Here is a 17528-nt window from a genome sequence, read left to right on the forward strand (position 1 = left end):
CAACGCGTGAGCGCCGCGGGCCGGCACCTCCGGGCGGGCGCACGCCCGTCCGTGGCCGGTGGGTAACCTCGCGAGGAGAAGGACGACCCACGTCCGTACGGAAAGGCCGATGCACGCATGCCGACCGGCGTAGCCCTGCGCGACGCGCGCGAGCAGCTCTTCGCGGCCGCCGAGCGCGTCCTGCTGCGGGACGGGCCGAACGCGCTGACCAGCAGGGCGGTCACCGCGGAGGCGGGCTGCGCCAAGGGCGTCCTGCACCGGCACTTCGCCGACTTCGACGCGTTCCTCGTCGAGCTCGTACGGGACCGGATCGCCCGCCTCGACGTCCGGGCCGCCGTCCTGCGCGAGGCCGCCGGTACCGGCACGGTCGTCGGCAACCTCACGGACGCCCTGGAGGACGTGTTCGGGTCGCTCGCCCTGGGGATCCTCGGCCTCGTCATCGCCCGTGACGAACTGCGCGCCCGGCTGCGGGCCACCACCCCGGCGGGCCTCCCGCTGCTGACCGAGGCGGCGGCCATGATCGGTTCCTATCTCCGGCGGGAGCGGGACCTGGGCCGTGTCGCGGGGGAGGCGGACGTCGACACGCTGGCGCTCACGCTGATCGGGACCGGGCACCTGCTGTTCGCGGGCCGCGAGGACGCCCCGCCCGACCCGGACGACGTCCGGCGGACCGTGGGCTCGGTGGTCGCCGGGGCGGTACGCGCGGTGTAGCGGCAGAGGGGCGGGGCGGCCCGGCGCGTCGCGCTCCGCCCGGCCGGCGACCGGCCGGAACCTCCGCCGCGGCGTGTCGCGCGTCACGCCCGACGGCCGGGAATGCGGACGCCGGGTCCGCTGTTGCAGAGCACGTAACTGATTGGCATGCGCGAGTCAAGGCTCGCGCGTGGGCGAAGGAGGACCTCATGGCCCGCAGTACCGCGCGCCCCGTCGTCACGCTGAGGTCGACGGCCGGGACCGGCGCCACGTACGTGACGCGCAAGAACCGCGGCAACGACCCCGACCGGCTCGTCCTGCGCAAGTACGACCCGCTGGCGGGCAGGCACGTCGCGTTCCGGGAGGAGCGCTGACCGCACGCCGGACACACCCGGTGACGTGACCGTCGTATCCGCGGACATACCCGCCGTAACCGAGGAGGAAGCCGCATGAGGCCCGACATCCACCCCGAATCCCGTCAGGTCGTCTTCCGGGACCGGTCCGCGGGCGTCGCGTTCCTGACGCGGTCCACCGCGCACTCCACGAAGACGATCGAGTGGGAGGACGGTGTCGTCCGTCCGCTCGTCGACGTGGAGATCTCGTCGGCGAGCCACCCGTTCCACACCGGGACCTCGAGGGTCCTGGACACCGCGGGCCGAGTGGAGCGCTTCGAGCGCCGCTACGGCCGCGCGGCGTCGAACCGGGGCTGACCGCCGGAGCACGCCGAGTCCGGCAGGAGGAGGACAGAGTCATGAAGGTACGCAAGTCGCTGCGCTCGCTGAAGTCCAGGCCCGGGGCCCAAGTGGTCCGCAGGCGCGGCGTGGTCTTCGTCGTGAACAAGAAGAATCCCCGTCTGAAGGCCCGCCAGGGCTGACGGCACATCAGGCGGAGGGCATCCGGTCCGGCCGGCGCACCGCGCGCCGGCCGGACCGGCCGTACGCGGGCCGTTCCCGGCCGCCCGCTTCCCGCCGGTTCGGGCGGGCCCCGCCGGGCACCGGCGCCGACCGCGGGGGCCCGGATGCCGGGACCCTCTTCGGGAACGCGGCCACGAAGATCATCGCATCATGGCATCTCTTCACTCCGCCGACGGAGCCCGCGGCTCGATGACGCACCGGTCCGCCGGGAGTTACGATCACGACCGTGACGTGCCCTTCCTCCGCGGGCGACCGGATCGCCCGCGGAGGGCGGCGCGGTGGATGCGCTGGATCCGATGCGTGACGGTCGCGCCGGGCGAAGTACTCCGAGGGGAGCCGTTCGTGACCACGGCCAGGGACTTGTTCATCATCACGATGGACAAGGAGCCGGAACGTTCTGTGGGGCAGGGCGATCTGTCGCTCGCCCTCGCCGGAGCCGAGGTGATCGATCTCCTCGCCGGCGAGGTCATCACCCTGGACGGTGACAGGATGACACCGGCCAGGCAGCCGGCGACGGACGACCGTCTTCTGGGCGAGGCCGCGTCCTCGCTCGTGCGGCAGGTCCCGTACGAGCGGGTCGAGGACTGGCTCTGGCGCAGGGGCCGCGATCTGGCCAAGGCCTACCAGGCCGACCTCGAACAGGCGGGCCAGCTCACCCGGCAACGACGGAGCCGACTGCCGTTCGGCGGCGAGCGGATGGAACTGGTGGACTCACCGGCCCGTAGCCGCGCGATGCATCGCTGGGCGGCGGACGAGCCCGTCCTCGCCGCGCTCGCCGAGGTCGTCGGGATCCCCTCCGAACAGACCGACGACACCTCGTCGGTCGAGGACGAGGCGGTGACCACCGTCCTGGTCGCCGTGCACGACGCGGTGATGGAACTGGAAGCCGTCCGGCAGCGCCGGGCCATCGAGAACGCGGCGTTCGCCAACATCTGGCGCGGCGCCTGACGGAACCCGCACCGAGGGGCGGGCCCGTACGGAAGGGACGGTCCGTGGACGGCGACGGCCCGCCCGCGAGCGGTCCGGGCACCGGGGAGCGATCGGCGCCGCGAGCCGTCGGTTCGGTCGTACGAGGTGACCGGGCGGCCGACGCCGACGATCCGCCCGACGGCCACGAGAGGCCGGTCCGGTCGTGCGGGGGCCGGGCCCGGTGCCGCGAGCCCCGGTGCGAACGGTGAGGCGCGCGGGTGTGAACGGTGAGGCACGGGGCCGGAGCGGCACGCGCACCGCTCCGGCCCCGCGGGAGGTCACTCGGAAGCCTCGCGGGCCCGTTGCTCGCTCGCGCGCGCTTCCTGGAGGTGGGCGTCGACGCGTTGCGCCCGCCGGGGCAGCAGCGAGTCCGTGACGCGCTGGAGCGTCTTCGTCAGCGGGTGCTTGTCCTGCCCCCGGGCGGAGTCCCGCACGGCGGACGCCGCGTCACGGTACTCGGCCATCTCGGCGAGCGCCGCGTGGGCGAGTTCGGTCGCCTCGCGGTACAGGTCGCGCGACTTCGTCATGGCTTCGAGGGCCTCCGAGTACGAGGCCACCAGGGCGCGCGCACGGGTGAGTTCCTCTTCCATGGTCAGCAACTGCCAGTCCTCGCGCAGTGCCGTGAGCGCCGCCGCCGCCTCGTCCGGCAACGGCCAGGGGAGTGCCGCGAACTGCACGATCTTGTCGAGGAGTTCCGTCGGTTCGGAGCCGTCGAGGAAGACACTGCGCACCCTGAACGCCTGCTCGTCGAACCCGACGCGGGCGGGTGTGCCGGACAGGACGACGGCCCCGCCGCGCGGCACGGACGTCCCGAGGTCGCCGAGCGCCCAGTTGACGGCGTGGAACTGCTCGGGCGTGGCCCGGTGTTCCACCACGCGATGCCGCAGGGCGGGCGGCAGCAGCCGGGTCAGCGGGAGGCGGCCCTCGGCGTCGGGGGTCATGGCCTCGTGGACGACGACGTTGATGCTCCAGCTGTGCCGGGCGATGTCCTTGAGCAGGCGGCGCAGCGCCGCGTCGTCCTTCGGCAGCGGGTTGATGTCCTGGAGCAGCAGCCCGGCCGCGGCGTCACGGTCCCAGGAGAGGTCGCTCCGCTCGGGCCAGAGCAGCGCGGCGGGGGAGGGCCACCCGGGATCCCAGGGCCGCTCCGCCTCGGCCGCCAGCGTCCAGCGCCGCTCGCCGTCCACGTGTTCACGTCCGTCGGTGGCGAGCCGGGCCCGCACGGTGACGTCGTCGTCGACGAACCAGCGCGCCTCGAAGACGTGGCCGTCCGGCGTCGTGGTGTTCTCCTTCTCCAGGAAGTCCTGGATCTTCTCACTGTTCTTCAGTTCCCGCAGGTGTTCCCGGAGAGCGCTCTGCGGGGCGGGGCCGGTGTGGCGCCCCGCGGCCAGCCAGACTGTTTCCGGGGCGGTGGGACGCTCTGTGGAGGACTTCGGCATGAGTCACTTTGCTGGTGGGGTGCGGTGTGCCCTCCCAGTATGGTCGCCTTTGGCCACGAGCCGGGAGGCGAGGCCCCCTGAGATCACGGACTTCCGCCATCGGGTGACTACGGATATTTCGTTGACGGTTGACCGTATTGGGGCATTCGCGAAGAATCCGAGCGGGCCGCCGATCACGGCGGCGGCTCCGCCGTGACGGCTCGCGCGGCCGGCCCGCCGGGGGCGCGGACCTGCGCGGACCTGGGGCGGGCCGCGACCGGCCGGGACGTCACCGAGGGGCGGGCGCCGGTAGGGTTGCGGTCGGAGAAGGGGCGGACGCGGATGCGGCAACGGGTGACCATGAGCGACGTGGCGCGGGTCGCGGGAGTCTCGTCCGCGACCGTTTCGTACGTGCTGAGCGGAAAGCGTCCGGTCACGGAGGAAACCCGCAGATCGGTCGAATCGGCCATCGAGCAGCTCGGCTTCAGTCTCAATCCCGTCGCCCGGAGCCTTCGTACGGGCAAGTCCACCATGGTCGCCCTCGTCGTACCGGACATCGCCAACCCCTTCTACGCGCTGCTCGCCCGCTCGATCCAGGACGAGCTGCGCGGCCGGGGCTATCACGTGCTGGTGAGCAGTACGGGAGCGCGACGGGACGAGGAGGAGGCGCTGCTGCACGAGGTGGTGCACCAGAGGTTCGCCGGTGTGGTGATGACGCCGTTCAGGCTCGCCACCGACGCCTTCGACGTGTTGCGCTCCGCCGGTATCCCGGCGGTGGTCAGCGCGGACGTCTCGTTCGGTGACGTGGACCTGGTGACTCCCGACGCCGACGGCGCGGTCCGCGAGACGCTGGCGCACGTGGCGGCCACCGGCCGACGGCGCATCGGTGTGCTCGCCGGGCCGCTGGACGCCACGGGCGGCGATCCGCGCCTGGAGCGCATCCGGGAACACGCGGCCGGGGCGGGGCTGCGCATCGACCGGGAGCACGTGGTCCACGGCGAGCACACGCGCGAGGCGGGAGCGGAGGGCTTCGAGCGGCTGATGCGTGCGAGGACCCGGCCCGAAGCGGTGCTGTGCGGCAACGACATCACGGCCGTCGGCGCGATGGACACGGCCGAGCGCCTCGGGCTCGACATCCCCGGCGACGTGTCCCTGGTGGGGCACGACGACATCGAGTTCGCCTCGCTGGTCCGGCCGCGTCTGACGACCATCCGCTACCCGGCGCGCGAGGTGGGCCGCGCCGCGGCCGGGCTCCTTCTGGAGCAGATCGACGGCCGGACGCGGCGAAGGACCGTGCGGGTCGCCGCGGCCTTCGTGGCGCGCGCGTCGGTCTGACACCGCTCCAGTGCCGGTCCGGCAGCTCCGGTACCGGCCTGACAGCTCCGGTACCGGCCTGGCGCCGGCGACCGCCTCTCCCGTCGCGCCTGTCTCCGCCGCGCGTCTTTGCCGGATCGATGTCGAGGGGCCGTAGCGTAATCGATTACGTTGCGCGAAACTGAGCGGCGGGAGGCCGCCCGGCCGGGGGTGCCCGGCCCGTGATCCGCCGTCGATCTGTCGCATTCGGCAGGGAATGGTCAGCGAGTCGATTTGGGTTGCCCGTAAATAAAAACAAACATCAGATGTTTGCTTTTGATTGGACGCATCCCGAAAGCCAACATCGTCAATACGGTCAGGGTGCCTGTCGCGTGCCGGTTCTCGTGTCGGGCGGGGTTGGGGGCAGGGCGGCTCGCGCCGATCGCTGCCGCCCGTTTTCTGCGTGCTTGTCGAGGGGTTGACCCCCTGGCGGCAGTGGCCCGTGAGGTGTCGGTCACGTTTCGGGTACGGCGGGTACGAGGTCTTGACGCGGTGGCGACATGGGGCTGTCATTACGCCCACGTTGTTCGGTCGAGTTGGTTTCTGATCGATTTCGGCCTCCTCGCCGTCCGACCCGATCGAGCCCCAGCCCTCAGGAGCCGTCATGCACCTTCCCCTCTCGGGACCGTTCGCCCCGACGCCCAGCCGTCGCACCCTCCTCCGCGGAATGGGCGGCGCGGCCGTCCTCGGCGCCGGCATACCCCTGCTGAGCGCCTGCGGCAGCACGGACGCGGCCGCGGACCCGAAGACGGTCACCGTCGGCTCCAACGCCTCCGACGCCGTGCCGAAGAAGGCCTTCGCCGACGTCTACGCGGCGTTCAAGAAGCAGTCCGGCATCACGGTCGACGTGAACACCAAGGACCACAACACCTTCCAGGAGCAGATCAACTCGTATCTGCAGGGCACCCCGGACGACGTGTTCAACTGGTTCGCCGGGTACCGCATGCAGTTCTTCGCCGCCAAGAAGCTCGCCGCGCCCATCGACGACGTGTGGGACAGGATCGGTGACAACTTCCCCGACGCGATGAAGAAGCTCAGCAAGGGCGAGGACGGCAAGTACTACTTCGTCCCGATGACCACGTACCCGTGGGCCGTCTTCTACCGCAAGAGCGTCTTCCGGCAGCACGGCTACAAGGTCCCCACCACCTGGGACGAACTGATCGCCCTGTGCAAGCAGATGAAGAAGGACAAGCTGGTCCCGATCGCCTTCGGCGACAAGGACGCCTGGCCCGCGATGGGCACCTTCGACCAGATCAACTTCCGTCTCAACGGCTACGACTTCCACGTCCAGCTGATGGCGGGCAAGGCCTCCTGGACCGACGCCAAGGTCAAGGCCACCTTCGACCACTGGGCCGAGCTCCTCCCGTACCACCAGGACGGCTTCATGGGCCGCACCTGGCAGGACGCCGCGCAGACGCTCGTGGCCAAGAAGGCCGGCATGTACCTCCTCGGCACCTTCGTGGCCCAGCAGTTCACCGACAAGGACGACCTGGACGACCTCGACTTCTTCCCGTTCCCGGAGATCAACTCCGCGTACGGCCAGGACACCGTGGAGGCGCCCACCGACGGTCTCATGGTCAGCAAGGCCCCCAAGAACCGTGCCGGTGTCCTCAAACTGCTGGAGTACATGGGCAGCCCGGCCGCCGAGGAGCTCTACCTCAAGGGCGACCCGAGCGTGGTCGCCGCCTCCAGCAAGGCCGACACCTCCGCGTACTCGCCGCTCCAGAAGAAGGCCTTCGACATGATCGGGGGTGCCAAGTCCCTGACCCAGTTCATGGACCGCGACTCCCGGCCGGACTTCACCGCGACGGTGATGCAGCCCGGACTCCAGAAGTTCCTCCAGAACCCCAAGGGCGTGGACGGCCTGCTGGCGTCCATCGAGCGCCAGAAGAAGCAGATCTTCGCGACCTCGTGAGCGACCTCATGACCACCGACACCACCACGAAGTCCCCGGAGGCGGCCAGCGTGCCGCCTCCGGGCGCTGCCCCCGCGCCGAAGCGGGCCGCACGCGGCCACCGCCGTCTGCTGACCCGCCGTGACCGGTTCACGCTCGCCCTCATGGCGGGCGTGCCCACGGTCCTGCACGTGGCCCTCGTCTGGGTCACCGCCCTCGCCTCCATCGCCCTCGCCTTCACCACCTGGGACGGCATCGGCTTCGACTCGATCAAATGGGTCGGCCTGGAGAACTTCAAGCAACTCTTCAACGACAACCCGCAGTTCTGGCCCGCCGTCCAGCACAACGTCATCTGGTTCGTCGTCCTCATCCTGATCCCCACACCGCTCGGCCTCTTCCTCGCCGTGCAACTGGACAAGAACATCCGCTTCAGCCGCGTCTACCAGACCGCGTTCTTCCTGCCGGTCGTCATCTCGATGGCCTGCATCGGCTTCGTCTGGCAGCTCGTCTACAACCCGGACACGGGTCTGATCAACAGCATCGTCGGCGCCAACAAGCCGGGCCACTACATCGACTGGATCGGCGACCCCGACCTCAACCTCTGGGCCGTCCTCGTCGCCGCCTCCTGGCGGCACACCGGCTACATGATGATCCTGTACCTGGCGGGCCTCAAGGGTGTCGACCCCTCGCTCAGGGAGGCCTCCGCGCTGGACGGCGCCAACGAGTGGCAGACGTTCAAGAACGTCATCTTCCCGACCCTGCACCCCACCAACACGGTCGTCCTGGTCGTCACCGTCATCGAGGCCCTGCGCGCCTTCGACCTGGTCTTCGTCTTCAACAAGGGCGCCCAGGGAACCGAGTTGCTCTCGATCCTGGTGACCAACAACATCATCGGCGAGTCCAGTCGCATCGGGTACGGCTCCGCCATCGCGGTGGTCCTGCTGGTCATCTCGCTGGTCGTGATCGTCCCGTACCTGGTGGCCACCTTCCGGAAGGAGCGGCGATCATGAGCGCCCCCACCCTCGCGTCCGGGGCGCCCGAGCGGCGCGCACCCGTCCGCCCCGCCCGCGTGCTCCTGCACGTCTTCCTCGCCGGCACCGCGCTCGCCTGGCTCGCCCCGCTGCTGTGGGCGATGTTCTCGGCCCTGCGCCCGTACGGCGAGACCAGCGCCAAGGGCTATGTGTCCTGGCCGGACACCCTGAACCTCGACAACTTCAAGAACGCGTTCGTGCAGTCGGACATGACGCACTACTTCGTCAACACCCTGCTCATCGCGGTGCCGGCCGTACTGCTCACGCTGTTCCTGTCGTCGATGGTCGCCTTCTACGTCAGCCGCTTCGACTTCCGGCTCAACCTCGCGCTGCTGCTGGTCTTCACGGCCGGCAACCTGCTCCCGCAGCAGGTCGTCATCACCCCGCTGTACCGGATGTACCTGCTCACCGACCTGCCGGGCATCACCGAGAGCGGCAAGCTCTACGACTCCGCGCTCGGTCTGGTGCTGATCCACGTGGCCTTCCAGTCCGGGTTCTGCGCGTTCGTGCTCAGCAACTACATGCGCTCGCTGCCGCACGAACTGACCGAGGCCGCGCTCGTGGACGGGGCGTCCGTGTGGCGGCTGTACTGGCAGATCACCCTGCCGCTGTGCAAGCCGGCGATGGCCGCCCTGGCGACCCTGCTGTCGATCTGGATCTACAACGACTTCTTCTGGGCCCTCGTCCTGATCTCGACCGGCGAGAACATGCCCATCACCTCGGCCCTGAACAACCTCTCCGGCCAGTACTTCACGGACCCCAACCTCGTCGCCTCCGGCGCCCTGCTCACCGCGATCCCCACGCTCGTCGTGTACTTCGCGCTCCAGCGGCAGTTCGTCGGCGGTCTGACCCTCGGCGCCAACAAGAGCTGAGACGACACCACCCGAAAGACTCCAGGCGGCTCCACGTGAAAGAGAACGACGTGTCCCAAGCCTTCACCCCCGTAGCCTCCGTCCCCGTGGACCCGAGCACCGCGCGGGTCCACGAGGAGGGCTGGCAGTCCTGGAGCCCCAGCGGCTCCTACGCCCTCGACACGACCCCGTACCGCCCGACGAACGACAACTGGGCGACCGTCTGCTACCGGCCCGGCCGCAGCGTGCCGCCCGGCACCTTCCAGGGCGAGGGACTGCTCGCGCTGGACCCGGGCGACGGTTCCCCGGTCCGCCTGTGGGCGGCCCCGGACCCGGCGGGGGCGGTCCCCTCGATCCGGCTGACCGTCCGGGACGGCCGGGCCGAGATCAGCGCCGACGGCCCGGTCACCGGGTCCTCCCACCCCGGGCCGGACGGTATCCAGGGCGCGCTCGCCGCCTGGGCCGATGCCCTCGCGCTCCCCGCCCCGCGCCCCGCGCCCACGGTGTGGTGCTCCTGGTACGAGTACTTCACCGCCGTCACCGAGGACGACATCCACGAGAACCTCCGTGCGATGGACACCCTCGACCTGCCCGTCGACGTCGTCCAGATCGACGACGGCTACCAGAGCGCGCTCGGCGACTGGCTCACCCTCTCCGGCCGCTTCCGTTCCCGCGCGGCCCTGGCCGACGCCATCCGGGGGCGCGGCCGCCGCGCGGGCATCTGGACCGCCCCGTTCCTCGTCGCCCCGCACAGCGAACTCGCCGCGCGGCACCCCGAGTGGCTGGTCCACGACGCGGACGGCGCGCCCCTGCACGCGGGCCACAACTGGAACCACGACCTGTACGTCCTCGACACCACCCACCCCGAGGCCCGGGCGTACCTCTCCGAGGTGTTCACCACCCTGCGCGCCGAGGGCTACGACTACTTCAAGACCGACTTCCTCTACGCGGGCGCCCTGGACGGCGCCCGGCACTCCGGAGCCGACGCGCTGAGCGCCTACCGCGACGGCATCGCCCTGATCCGCGAGGCCATCGGCCCCGACGCCTACCTCCTCGGCTGCGGAGCCCCGGTCCTGCCGTCCATCGGCCTGTTCGACGCCATGCGGGTCAGCGCCGACACGGCCCCGCACCGGCGCCCCGAGGCCGGCGACTACAGCCAACCCGGCCAGGACGCCGCCGAGTTCACCGGCGAGGGCCGACAGTGGCAGCACCGGCGCCTGTGGACCAACGACCCCGACTGCCTGCTGGCCCGCCCCGCCGTCGAGACCCGCGAACGCTGGGCCGCCCACGTCGAGGCCACGGGCGGCCTGATGGCCTCCAGCGACCGGCTGCTGTCCCTCGACGAGTGGGGCGCGGCCACCACCCGCCGCCTGCTGTCCTCGGGAGGGGCCGCATGACCACCCCCGAACGCACCCTGTCCGTCCCCGGCATCGTCTACGGCGGCGACTACAACCCCGAGCAGTGGCCCGAGGAGACCTGGGCCGAGGACATGCGCCTGATGCGCGAGGCCGGCGTCACCATGGTCAGCGTCGGCATCTTCTCCTGGGCCCTCATGGAACCCTCCGAGGGCACGTACGACTTCACCCGCATGGACCGGATCCTCGGCCTCCTCCACGAGAACGGCATCGCCGCCGACCTCGCGACCCCCACGGCCGCGCCGCCCGCCTGGTTCTTCCGCGCGCACCCCGAGGCGCTCCCGGTGGACCGGGACGGGCGCACCCTGACGTACGGCAGCCGACAGACGTTCTGCCCGAGCAGCCCCGCCTACCGCACGGCCGCCCTGCGCGTCACGGCGGCTCTCGCCGAACGCTACGCCGGGCACCCGGCCGTGGTGATGTGGCACGTCCACAACGAGTACGGCTGCCACAACGCCGCCTGCTACTGCGACACCAGCGCCGGGGCCTTCCGCCGCTGGCTGCGCGACCGCTACGACGACGACCTCGCGGCCCTCAACCACGCCTGGGGCACCACGTTCTGGAGCCAGTGGTACCACGACTGGGAGGAGGTCCTGCCGCCCCGCGCCACCGGTGCCGTCCCCAACCCCACGCACCAGCTCGACTGGCGCCGCTTCTGCTCCGACGAACTGCTCTCGCTGTACACGGCGGAGCGCGACCTCCTGCGCGCCGCCGCGCCCTCGACACCGGCCACCACCAACTTCATGGTGATGGACGTCTTCGACGCGCTCGACTACTGGCGGTGGGCCCCGGAGCTCGACATCGTCTCCAACGACCACTACCTGATGTCCGCCGACCCTGCCTCCGAGATCGACGTCGCCCTCTGCGGCGACCTGACCCGGTCACTGGCCGGCGGGCCCTGGCTGCTCATGGAGCACTCCACCGGCGCCGTGAACTGGCAGTCCGTCAACCGGGCCAAGGCCCCCGGCGAGATGCGCCGCAACGCCCTCGCCCATGTGGCCCACGGCGCCGACGGCATCGCCTACTTCCAGTGGCGGGCCGCGAAGGCGGGCGCCGAACAGTGGCACTCGGCGATGCTCCCGCACGCGGGCACGGACAGCCGCATCTGGCAGGACGTGGTCCGCCTCGGCGCGGACCTGAGGGCCCTGGCCGAGGTGCGCGGCAGCACCGGCACGGCCGAGGTCGCCATCGTCTGGGACTGGAACGCCCGTTGGGCACTGGAACTGCCCTCCCAGCCCAGCGGCGACCTGAAGTACAAGGATCTGGTACGCGCCTGGTACGAGCCGCTGTGGCGGTCCGGCACGGCGGTCGACTTCGTACGCCCGGACGCGGACCTCTCCGCCTACCGCCTGGTCCTCGCCCCGGGCCTCTACCTCGTGGACGAGGCGGGCGCGGCGAACCTGACGGGTCATGTCGAACGCGGTGGCACTCTCGCGGTCGGCTTCCACAGCGGAGCCGTCGACGAGAACTGCCATGTCAGGCTGGGTGGTTACCCGGGAGCGTTCCGCGAGACCCTCGGCATCCGCAGTGACGAGCTCTTCCCGCTGCTGCCCGGAGAGTCGGTCGGTCTGACCGGCCAGGTGCCCCCGGGCGCCACCGCCACCCTGTGGTCGGAACGCGTGCGGCTGAACGGCGCCGAGGCGGTGGCGACGTACGCGGACGGCCCCCTGGCCGGGGTCCCGGCGGTGACACGGAACTCCCGAGGCCGGGGTGACGCCTGGTACGTGGCGACCCGTCCCGACCCGGACACCCTCGCCGCGCTGCTGAGCCGCATCCGTACCGAGGCGGGGGTCGTCGGCGCCGGTGACGCACCACCGGGGGTGGAGACCGTCCGCCGCCGCGGCCGGGACGCCGACTACGTGTTCCACATCGACCACGCGGGCCGGGGCGCGGAGATCCCCGTCCCGCCGGGCGCCACCGAACTCCTCACCGGCAAAACCCTGTCGGGCTCGGTGCGGGTCGATCCCGGCGAGATCGCGGTGGTGAGGGAGCCGCGCGCGGCGTCGTGACCATCACCGGTGGAGGCGATCCCCGGCCGCCCCACCGGTCGTCACGCCCGGATGTCGTCGTCGGAGTCGAACTGATGACGGTCGGACGCCTCGTTCCGGAGCGCCGTCGGTTTCGCTCCGGTCAGCCACGGGCCGGCGCGGATCAGCCGGACGGAGGCAGCAACGGGCCCAGCGGGCCGAGGTCGAGGTTGAGGTCCTCCAGGGTGAGGCCGTGGCTCTCGCACAGGGCCGCCATCCGGTCGTGCAGGACCATGAGCGTTTCGCCCAGGCGCTCCTCGTCCTCCTCGCTGAGATCACCCTGGTCGACCCGGCGCAGCGCCTGCCGTTCCATGACCTGGCGCAGCAGTTCGACCAGCGTCAGGACCAGCCGCAGCAGGTCGCGTTCCACCGTGTCGGGGTCGGTGTTGATCCGGCCGGCCACGCGGTGGTCCCGCGCACCCGGCGGCGGCCCGTCCGCGGGCTCGACCGGGAGCAGCCGGAAGGCGCGGGCCGCGGCCTCGGCCGCCGCTTCCAGGGGATCCCCGGGTCCCGGGGCGCCGTCGCCGTCAGCGGCGGTCATGACCGTCTCGCGGGGGGCCGGAGTACTCGAAGGGCGACGGGTTCTCCGGGTCGACGGACACGATCAGCGCGCGCAGCGAGACGCGTACGAGATCGATGTCGGCGATGGACAGCACCACGTCACCGGCCAGGACCACCCCTCCGGCGAGGAGCCGGTCCAGCAGGTCGACGAGCGCGATCTGACGGTCCGGCAGTGCTTCGGCGGCGGCCGGGCGGCCGGGCCCGTTCACGGCGCGACACCTCGTACCGTGTCGCCGCTGTCGCCGCTGTCGTCACCGCCGTCGGCGTCGGCCGTGTCGGTCGTGCTCCTCGTGTCGTCCGTACCCCGCGTGCCCCTCCCGTCGTCCTGGGGCACGGCGAAGGAGTACGGCGCCCACGGACCCGTGACCTCCACGCGGACCCCCGCCAGTCCGTGGCCCGCTCCGGCGGCCTCGGAGCGGAAGGCCTCGCTCCGTCCGCGGGGCACCAGGAAGGCGTCGTTGAACACGTTCTCTCCCGCGTCGCCCGCCAGGACGCCCTGCTGGGGCCGGTGGGTCGCCCGGTCGGTCGCGTGGGCGCGTGCCGCGTCCGCCACGCGCTCGGCCGCCTCCTGGGCGGCCCGGTAGGCGGCCTCCCGGTCGTTGCGCTGCCGTCTTCGGGCGCTGAGGTAGGCGCGTCCCGGTGTGAGGTCCCCCGCCGGGGCGGATCCAGGGGTGGCCTCCGCGGCGGGCGCGGTCGCCTCGACGTAGATCTTCACTCCCCACTCGACCTGGTCGGCGAGGTGGTCCAGGCGCTCGGAGAACAGCCGTACCGCGGAGCGCAGCATGCCGCGCGCACTGCCGTCGTCGAGATAGACGGTCGCCAGCCGCAGCGGGAGCGCGGGGGTACGGGCCGCGACCGCCTCGACGACCGCGTGGTGCGCCCGCGCGACCGCCTCCAGCCAGCCCAGGTCCTCCAGGTGCCGTCTGAGCCCCTCCTCGCCGAAGTCCGCCGCCGACACCGGGCTCACCACGAGCACGACGTCCCCGCCCCCCTCCTCCCCGGCACCCTCGGCGACCATGTGGACCGGGGCGTCGGCCACCCCCACGAGTCCGGTCAGGGACCGTGCCAGGTCCGGGTGCGCACGCGCCACGGCGTACGCGTAGGTGACCGGTTCACTCGGGCTCGTCGTCATCGTGTTCAGCCCTTCGGCCGGTGGTGCCGTGCGGTTCCGCCTCCACCTCGGGGATGCCCCTGTCCCGGCGCAGGGCGTTCAACTCGGCGCGCAGCCGGCGGTTCTGCTCGGCCAGCGACCGGTCGTCCCGGGCCCGTGACGACAGCGAGGGGTCGTGTTCCCACCAGTCGATGCCCATTTCCCTGGCCTTGTCGACCGAGGCGACCAGCAACCGGATCTTGATCGTGAGCAGTTCGATGTCGAGGAGGTCGATCCGGATGTCGCCCGCGATGACGATGCCTTTGTCGAGGACGCGTTCCAGGATGTCGGCGAGATTGGCGGACGAGCCCTGTGCGTACGGCGGAGCGGCCCGGGACGGATAGTCGCCCATTCGCCTGGAGAGGGGTTCGCTCACGACGGACCGCCCTGTTCGTGGAGCTTGATCTCCTCCAGGCGGTCGAGCAGTTGGTCCTCGAGCCGGTCGAACGTCTCCTCGTCGATCTCACCGGCGACCAACTGCTTTTCCAGCTGCGCGAGTTGGAGTCGAATCGGCTCCGGGTCGTAGTACTCGGCCTCCGCGGCCTCCAGGACCCGGTCCATCACCCAGGCGACCCCGCGCACGGGTGCCAGGGGGAGCGTGACGAGTTGGGTGAGCAGTCCCATGACGTCTCCGTCAGCTGAAACTGTACGGAGGGAGCGGACCGTTGAGCCGGAACTCGAATCCCTCACCCAGTTGGTGCGCGAGGCTCAGCTCCGTGGCGAGGAAGAGCTCGTCCTGGTCGCCGCTCACCAGGAACGAGACGCTGAGGAAGTCCTCTCCGGTGGGCGGGGAGGAGTCGATCTCCCGGGAGAACGGGCGGAGCGCCTCGATCACGCCCGAGGCCAGGGACTCCTGGCGGGCCCGCACCTCGCCCGCGACCATCTCGCCGAGCCGCAGTGCCGCGTCGGGACCCGCGGTGCCGGCGCGGATCTCGTCGTTGAGCCGCCGGGCCGCCTCCGACTGCGTGAGGATCTCCCGCAGCAGCATCTCCTCGTTCTGCGACGCCTTCAGGTTGTACTCGGCACAGCCCTCCACCCGGCGTAGCCGGTCGGCGTACTCGTCACCCCGTTCCTCCAGGGCCTGCCTGACCGCGCTCTCGTCCGGGGCCGTGTAGCCGAACCTCAGGGGCAGCACGGTGCCGTCCTCCAGCAGGCGCTGCTGGACCTCCTGGTGCCGGCCGATGTCCCTGCGTTTGGGACGCAGCTCCTCCGGCGCGTCGCTCACGACCGCGCAGAGGGGTCCCGCGGTCACCGTGCGCAGCGGAGGGGACGAAGGGCCGACTCCCTCGAGACCGTCGAGGCGCAGCGGGTGGTCCTTGGTCGTGATCGAGTAGATGTATACGGCCATGGCTCACTCCTCCTCGCGAGACGCGCTTTTCTCCCGCCGGGAGGAGCGCCGGGCCGGCCGCCGCCGCTCGGTCGTCTCTTCCTCCTGCTCGTCGTCCTTGCCCGTCACGGCCCGGATCGTCTCGGTGATCGCATCGGTGGCGCCGCTCAGGGCTCCTTTGGACTTGCCCCGTGCGCCGGACTCCAGGGTGTCGCCCACGAGGTCGGTCAGCTTGGAGGGGGCCTTTCTGCCGGACTCCAGGTCGAGACGGTTGCACGCCTCGGCGAAGCGCAGATAGGTGTCGACGCTGGCCACGACGATGCGCACGTCGATCTTCAGGATCTCGATGCCCACGAGGGACACGCGGATGAAGACGTCGATCACGAGCCCGCGGTCGAGAATGAGTTCCAGAACGTCGTAGAGATTGGCGGATCCGCCGCCGCCTCGGGCCAGGCCGCCGCCACTCTGCGGCACCACAGTCATGGTGCCTCCCTTCACCGGCTGTGATGTCTCAGCGCCGGTCGATTTGTCCACGCGTGTAGCGATGTTTCCTCTCGTAGGCCACCAGGTCGCCCTCCTCGTCCAGAGTCACTCGGTAGGTGGCCATCACGCTGGTGGTCTCCGGGATGCGCTCCAGTTCGAGTACCTCCACATCGGCCTCCCAACCGCCGTCCGTGGGTTTGATCGCGGAAACGGACTCGGGGGCCCGGCCGAGCAGCAGACCGAGTTGTTCCACCGCCGAACGGATGGCCCGAGCGGGGCTGCCGGAGCGGGACGGGGCCGTCTTGCCGTCGGCGGACCGCCGCGTCGTACCGCGGCCGGCGCTCGGGCGCCGTTTGGCGGGTTCTGCTGCGGCCATGGTGTCTCCGGTCGTCGGAACGGACGCCGTACTAGGACATCAGCGTGCAATCTCATCATATAGGGGTACTTGGGGCGTCAGGTATGGATGGCTTCCCTCGAGGCCGCCCGTCGAGCGCGCGGTTCCAGGGGAGGCGCGGGCTGCGTGCTCGAAGGGAAAAGGTCCATGGATGACACAACCAAGATCGCTCTGGCCGCGGCTGTCGCCGGAGGCTATCTGCTGGGGCGTACGAAGAAGGCCCGCCTCGCGTTCGGCTTGGCGACCTATATCGCCGGCCGCAGAGTCGGGCTCGACCCGAAGCAGTTGGCCACGGAGGGCCTGAAGAGGCTCTCGGACGTTCCGGGTGTCGCGGACCTCCAGGAGCAGGTGCGGGGCGAACTGATGGACGCCGGCCGTCACGCGCTCAAGGCCGCGGCCGACCGCCGTCTCGGCGACCTGGCCGACACCCTCCACGAACGGAGGCTGCGCATCGGTGAGAAGGACGAGAAGGGGGAGCAGGACGACTCGGAGGAGGACGAGTACGAGGAGGAGCCGGAGCAGGAGGCCGACCGGGACGAGTACGACGAGGAGGACGAGGAGCCGGAGGACGAGGCCGAAGAGGAGGAGCCGGAGGAGGACGAGGAGCCGCAGGACGAGGCCGAAGAGGAGGAGCCGGAGGAGGACGAGGAGCCGCAGGACGAGGCCGAAGAGGAAGAGCCGGAGCGGCCGCGAAGGCAGCGCCGGAGCACCGGGAGCGCGACGAGCAGGCGTGCCCCCGCATCCGCTTCCCGCAAGGGGACCGCCAAGAAGGCCGCCAAGAGGACCGCGTCCTCGGGAACGGGCGGTTCGGGCAGGCGGCCCGCGGCCAGGAAGGCGCCCGCGAAGAAGACGGCGGCCAAGAAGACCGCACCGGCAAAGAAGACGGCGGCCAAGAAGGCGGCGGCGAAGAAGACCGCACCGGCCAAGAAGGCGCCCGCCAAGAAGGCGGCGGCGAAGAAGACCGCTCCGGCCAAGAAGGCGCCCGCGAAGAAGGCCGCCACGAAGAGATCTTCGTCCAGGACGGCCAAGAGCACTTCCGGACGCCGGAGGTAGT

The 17528-nt window shown here is 71.1% G+C and carries 21 protein-coding genes; 12 read left to right on the top strand and 9 right to left on the bottom strand.

All coding sequences use genetic code 11. The features are described 5' to 3' along the window. Positions 1-117 precede the first annotated feature (117 nt). From CW362_RS01850 to CW362_RS01870, 5 genes are all read left to right on the top strand, one after another. The gene (locus CW362_RS01850) at positions 118-711 is read left to right on the top strand and encodes a TetR/AcrR family transcriptional regulator (protein WP_103547482.1); all 594 of its coding nucleotides are present in this window, start codon (positions 118-120) and stop codon (positions 709-711) included. Positions 712-899: 188 nt separating this feature from the next. Continuing rightward, positions 900-1064 (top strand): 50S ribosomal protein L33, encoded by a 165-nt coding sequence (gene rpmG, locus CW362_RS01855; RefSeq protein WP_103547483.1) that lies wholly within the window; start codon positions 900-902, stop codon positions 1062-1064. A 75-nt stretch (positions 1065-1139) separates the two neighbouring features. Then, positions 1140-1400: a type B 50S ribosomal protein L31 gene (locus tag CW362_RS01860; protein ID WP_103547484.1), complete on the top strand. Its 261-nt coding sequence runs from the start codon at positions 1140-1142 to the stop codon at positions 1398-1400. 41 nt (positions 1401-1441) lie between these two features. Continuing rightward, on the top strand, positions 1442-1564 hold the full coding sequence (gene ykgO / locus CW362_RS01865; RefSeq protein WP_103547485.1) for a type B 50S ribosomal protein L36: 123 nt from the start codon (positions 1442-1444) through the stop codon (positions 1562-1564). A 382-nt stretch (positions 1565-1946) separates the two neighbouring features. Then, the gene (locus CW362_RS01870) at positions 1947-2552 is read left to right on the top strand and encodes a GOLPH3/VPS74 family protein (RefSeq protein ID WP_103547591.1); all 606 of its coding nucleotides are present in this window, start codon (positions 1947-1949) and stop codon (positions 2550-2552) included. A gap of 299 nt (positions 2553-2851) precedes the next feature. On the opposite strand, the gene CW362_RS01875 is transcribed toward CW362_RS01870, so the two are convergent. Next, positions 2852-4009: a hypothetical protein gene (locus tag CW362_RS01875; protein ID WP_103547486.1), complete on the bottom strand. Its 1158-nt coding sequence runs from the start codon at positions 4007-4009 to the stop codon at positions 2852-2854. A 339-nt stretch (positions 4010-4348) separates the two neighbouring features. On the opposite strand from CW362_RS01875, the gene CW362_RS01880 reads away from it, so the two are divergent. From CW362_RS01880 to CW362_RS01905, 6 genes are all read left to right on the top strand, one after another. After that, positions 4349-5323, top strand: coding sequence for a LacI family DNA-binding transcriptional regulator (locus CW362_RS01880; protein ID WP_103547592.1), 975 nt, complete (start codon positions 4349-4351; stop codon positions 5321-5323). 622 nt (positions 5324-5945) lie between these two features. Beyond that, positions 5946-7256: an ABC transporter substrate-binding protein gene (locus tag CW362_RS01885; protein WP_103547487.1), complete on the top strand. Its 1311-nt coding sequence runs from the start codon at positions 5946-5948 to the stop codon at positions 7254-7256. A gap of 8 nt (positions 7257-7264) precedes the next feature. Then, a complete protein-coding gene (locus CW362_RS01890) occupies positions 7265-8245 on the top strand; it encodes a carbohydrate ABC transporter permease (RefSeq protein WP_103547594.1) in 981 nt (326 codons plus the stop codon). Beyond that, complete coding sequence (locus tag CW362_RS01895; RefSeq protein WP_103547488.1) at positions 8242-9138, top strand: carbohydrate ABC transporter permease; 897 nt, start codon at positions 8242-8244, stop codon at positions 9136-9138. The genes CW362_RS01890 and CW362_RS01895 overlap by 4 nt, the downstream gene beginning before the upstream one ends. A gap of 50 nt (positions 9139-9188) precedes the next feature. After that, a complete protein-coding gene (locus tag CW362_RS01900) occupies positions 9189-10514 on the top strand; it encodes a glycoside hydrolase family 36 protein (protein ID WP_103547596.1) in 1326 nt (441 codons plus the stop codon). Then, positions 10511-12541, top strand: a complete 2031-nt coding sequence (locus CW362_RS01905) for a beta-galactosidase (protein ID WP_103547489.1) — start codon at positions 10511-10513, stop codon at positions 12539-12541. The genes CW362_RS01900 and CW362_RS01905 overlap by 4 nt, the downstream gene beginning before the upstream one ends. Positions 12542-12683: 142 nt before the next feature. Here the strand turns inward: CW362_RS01905 and CW362_RS01910 are convergent, their stop codons facing one another. From CW362_RS01910 to CW362_RS01945, 8 genes are read right to left on the bottom strand one after another with little or no spacing between them, the layout of a single operon-like run. Next, positions 12684-13100: a gas vesicle protein K gene (locus CW362_RS01910; RefSeq protein WP_103547490.1), complete on the bottom strand. Its 417-nt coding sequence runs from the start codon at positions 13098-13100 to the stop codon at positions 12684-12686. Then, positions 13087-13329 carry a gas vesicle protein gene (locus tag CW362_RS01915; RefSeq protein WP_103547491.1) on the bottom strand — a complete coding sequence of 81 codons (243 nt, stop codon included), beginning with the start codon at positions 13327-13329 and terminating at the stop codon, positions 13087-13089. The genes CW362_RS01910 and CW362_RS01915 overlap by 14 nt, the downstream gene beginning before the upstream one ends. Next, on the bottom strand, positions 13326-14252 hold the full coding sequence (locus tag CW362_RS01920; protein ID WP_103547492.1) for a GvpL/GvpF family gas vesicle protein: 927 nt from the start codon (positions 14250-14252) through the stop codon (positions 13326-13328). Before CW362_RS01920 ends, CW362_RS01915 begins: the two co-directional genes overlap by 4 nt. Beyond that, the gene (locus CW362_RS01925) at positions 14233-14646 is read right to left on the bottom strand and encodes a gas vesicle protein (RefSeq protein ID WP_376450582.1); all 414 of its coding nucleotides are present in this window, start codon (positions 14644-14646) and stop codon (positions 14233-14235) included. The genes CW362_RS01920 and CW362_RS01925 overlap by 20 nt, the downstream gene beginning before the upstream one ends. Further along, positions 14643-14894 carry a gas vesicle protein GvpG gene (locus tag CW362_RS01930; RefSeq protein ID WP_103547494.1) on the bottom strand — a complete coding sequence of 84 codons (252 nt, stop codon included), beginning with the start codon at positions 14892-14894 and terminating at the stop codon, positions 14643-14645. The genes CW362_RS01925 and CW362_RS01930 overlap by 4 nt, the downstream gene beginning before the upstream one ends. A gap of 10 nt (positions 14895-14904) precedes the next feature. After that, positions 14905-15618 (bottom strand): GvpL/GvpF family gas vesicle protein, encoded by a 714-nt coding sequence (locus tag CW362_RS01935; protein WP_103547495.1) that lies wholly within the window; start codon positions 15616-15618, stop codon positions 14905-14907. A gap of 3 nt (positions 15619-15621) precedes the next feature. Beyond that, a complete protein-coding gene (gvpJ, locus tag CW362_RS01940; protein ID WP_206300829.1) occupies positions 15622-16080 on the bottom strand; it encodes a gas vesicle protein GvpJ in 459 nt (152 codons plus the stop codon). Between the two features lie 28 nt (positions 16081-16108). Continuing rightward, entirely contained in the window at positions 16109-16456 is a 348-nt protein-coding gene (locus CW362_RS01945) for a gas vesicle protein GvpO (RefSeq protein ID WP_103547497.1), read from the bottom strand. 165 nt (positions 16457-16621) lie between these two features. Here CW362_RS01945 and CW362_RS43175 point away from each other — a divergent pair, with 165 nt between their 5' ends. After that, the gene (locus CW362_RS43175) at positions 16622-17527 is read left to right on the top strand and encodes a histone protein (RefSeq protein WP_162683936.1); all 906 of its coding nucleotides are present in this window, start codon (positions 16622-16624) and stop codon (positions 17525-17527) included. Position 17528 lies beyond the last annotated feature (1 nt).

Origin of the sequence: Streptomyces populi (assembly GCF_002911015.1) — a bacterium.
GTDB lineage: Bacteria > Actinomycetota > Actinomycetes > Streptomycetales > Streptomycetaceae > Streptomyces > Streptomyces populi.

Coding starts and splice junctions, on each gene's coding strand:
- CW362_RS01850 (WP_103547482.1), top strand. CDS start 118: ATGCCGACCGGCGTAGCCCTGCGCGACGCGCGCGAGCAGCTCTTCGCG.
- rpmG (WP_103547483.1), top strand. CDS start 900: ATGGCCCGCAGTACCGCGCGCCCCGTCGTCACGCTGAGGTCGACGGCC.
- CW362_RS01860 (WP_103547484.1), top strand. CDS start 1,140: ATGAGGCCCGACATCCACCCCGAATCCCGTCAGGTCGTCTTCCGGGAC.
- ykgO (WP_103547485.1), top strand. CDS start 1,442: ATGAAGGTACGCAAGTCGCTGCGCTCGCTGAAGTCCAGGCCCGGGGCC.
- CW362_RS01875 (WP_103547486.1), bottom strand. CDS start 4,009: ATGCCGAAGTCCTCCACAGAGCGTCCCACCGCCCCGGAAACAGTCTGG.
- CW362_RS01880 (WP_103547592.1), top strand. CDS start 4,349: ATGAGCGACGTGGCGCGGGTCGCGGGAGTCTCGTCCGCGACCGTTTCG.
- CW362_RS01885 (WP_103547487.1), top strand. CDS start 5,946: ATGCACCTTCCCCTCTCGGGACCGTTCGCCCCGACGCCCAGCCGTCGC.
- CW362_RS01890 (WP_103547594.1), top strand. CDS start 7,265: ATGACCACCGACACCACCACGAAGTCCCCGGAGGCGGCCAGCGTGCCG.
- CW362_RS01895 (WP_103547488.1), top strand. CDS start 8,242: ATGAGCGCCCCCACCCTCGCGTCCGGGGCGCCCGAGCGGCGCGCACCC.
- CW362_RS01905 (WP_103547489.1), top strand. CDS start 10,511: ATGACCACCCCCGAACGCACCCTGTCCGTCCCCGGCATCGTCTACGGC.
- CW362_RS01910 (WP_103547490.1), bottom strand. CDS start 13,100: ATGACCGCCGCTGACGGCGACGGCGCCCCGGGACCCGGGGATCCCCTG.
- CW362_RS01920 (WP_103547492.1), bottom strand. CDS start 14,252: ATGACGACGAGCCCGAGTGAACCGGTCACCTACGCGTACGCCGTGGCG.
- CW362_RS01930 (WP_103547494.1), bottom strand. CDS start 14,894: ATGGGACTGCTCACCCAACTCGTCACGCTCCCCCTGGCACCCGTGCGC.
- CW362_RS01935 (WP_103547495.1), bottom strand. CDS start 15,618: ATGGCCGTATACATCTACTCGATCACGACCAAGGACCACCCGCTGCGC.
- gvpJ (WP_206300829.1), bottom strand. CDS start 16,080: ATGACTGTGGTGCCGCAGAGTGGCGGCGGCCTGGCCCGAGGCGGCGGC.
- CW362_RS01945 (WP_103547497.1), bottom strand. CDS start 16,456: ATGGCCGCAGCAGAACCCGCCAAACGGCGCCCGAGCGCCGGCCGCGGT.
- CW362_RS43175 (WP_162683936.1), top strand. CDS start 16,622: ATGGATGACACAACCAAGATCGCTCTGGCCGCGGCTGTCGCCGGAGGC.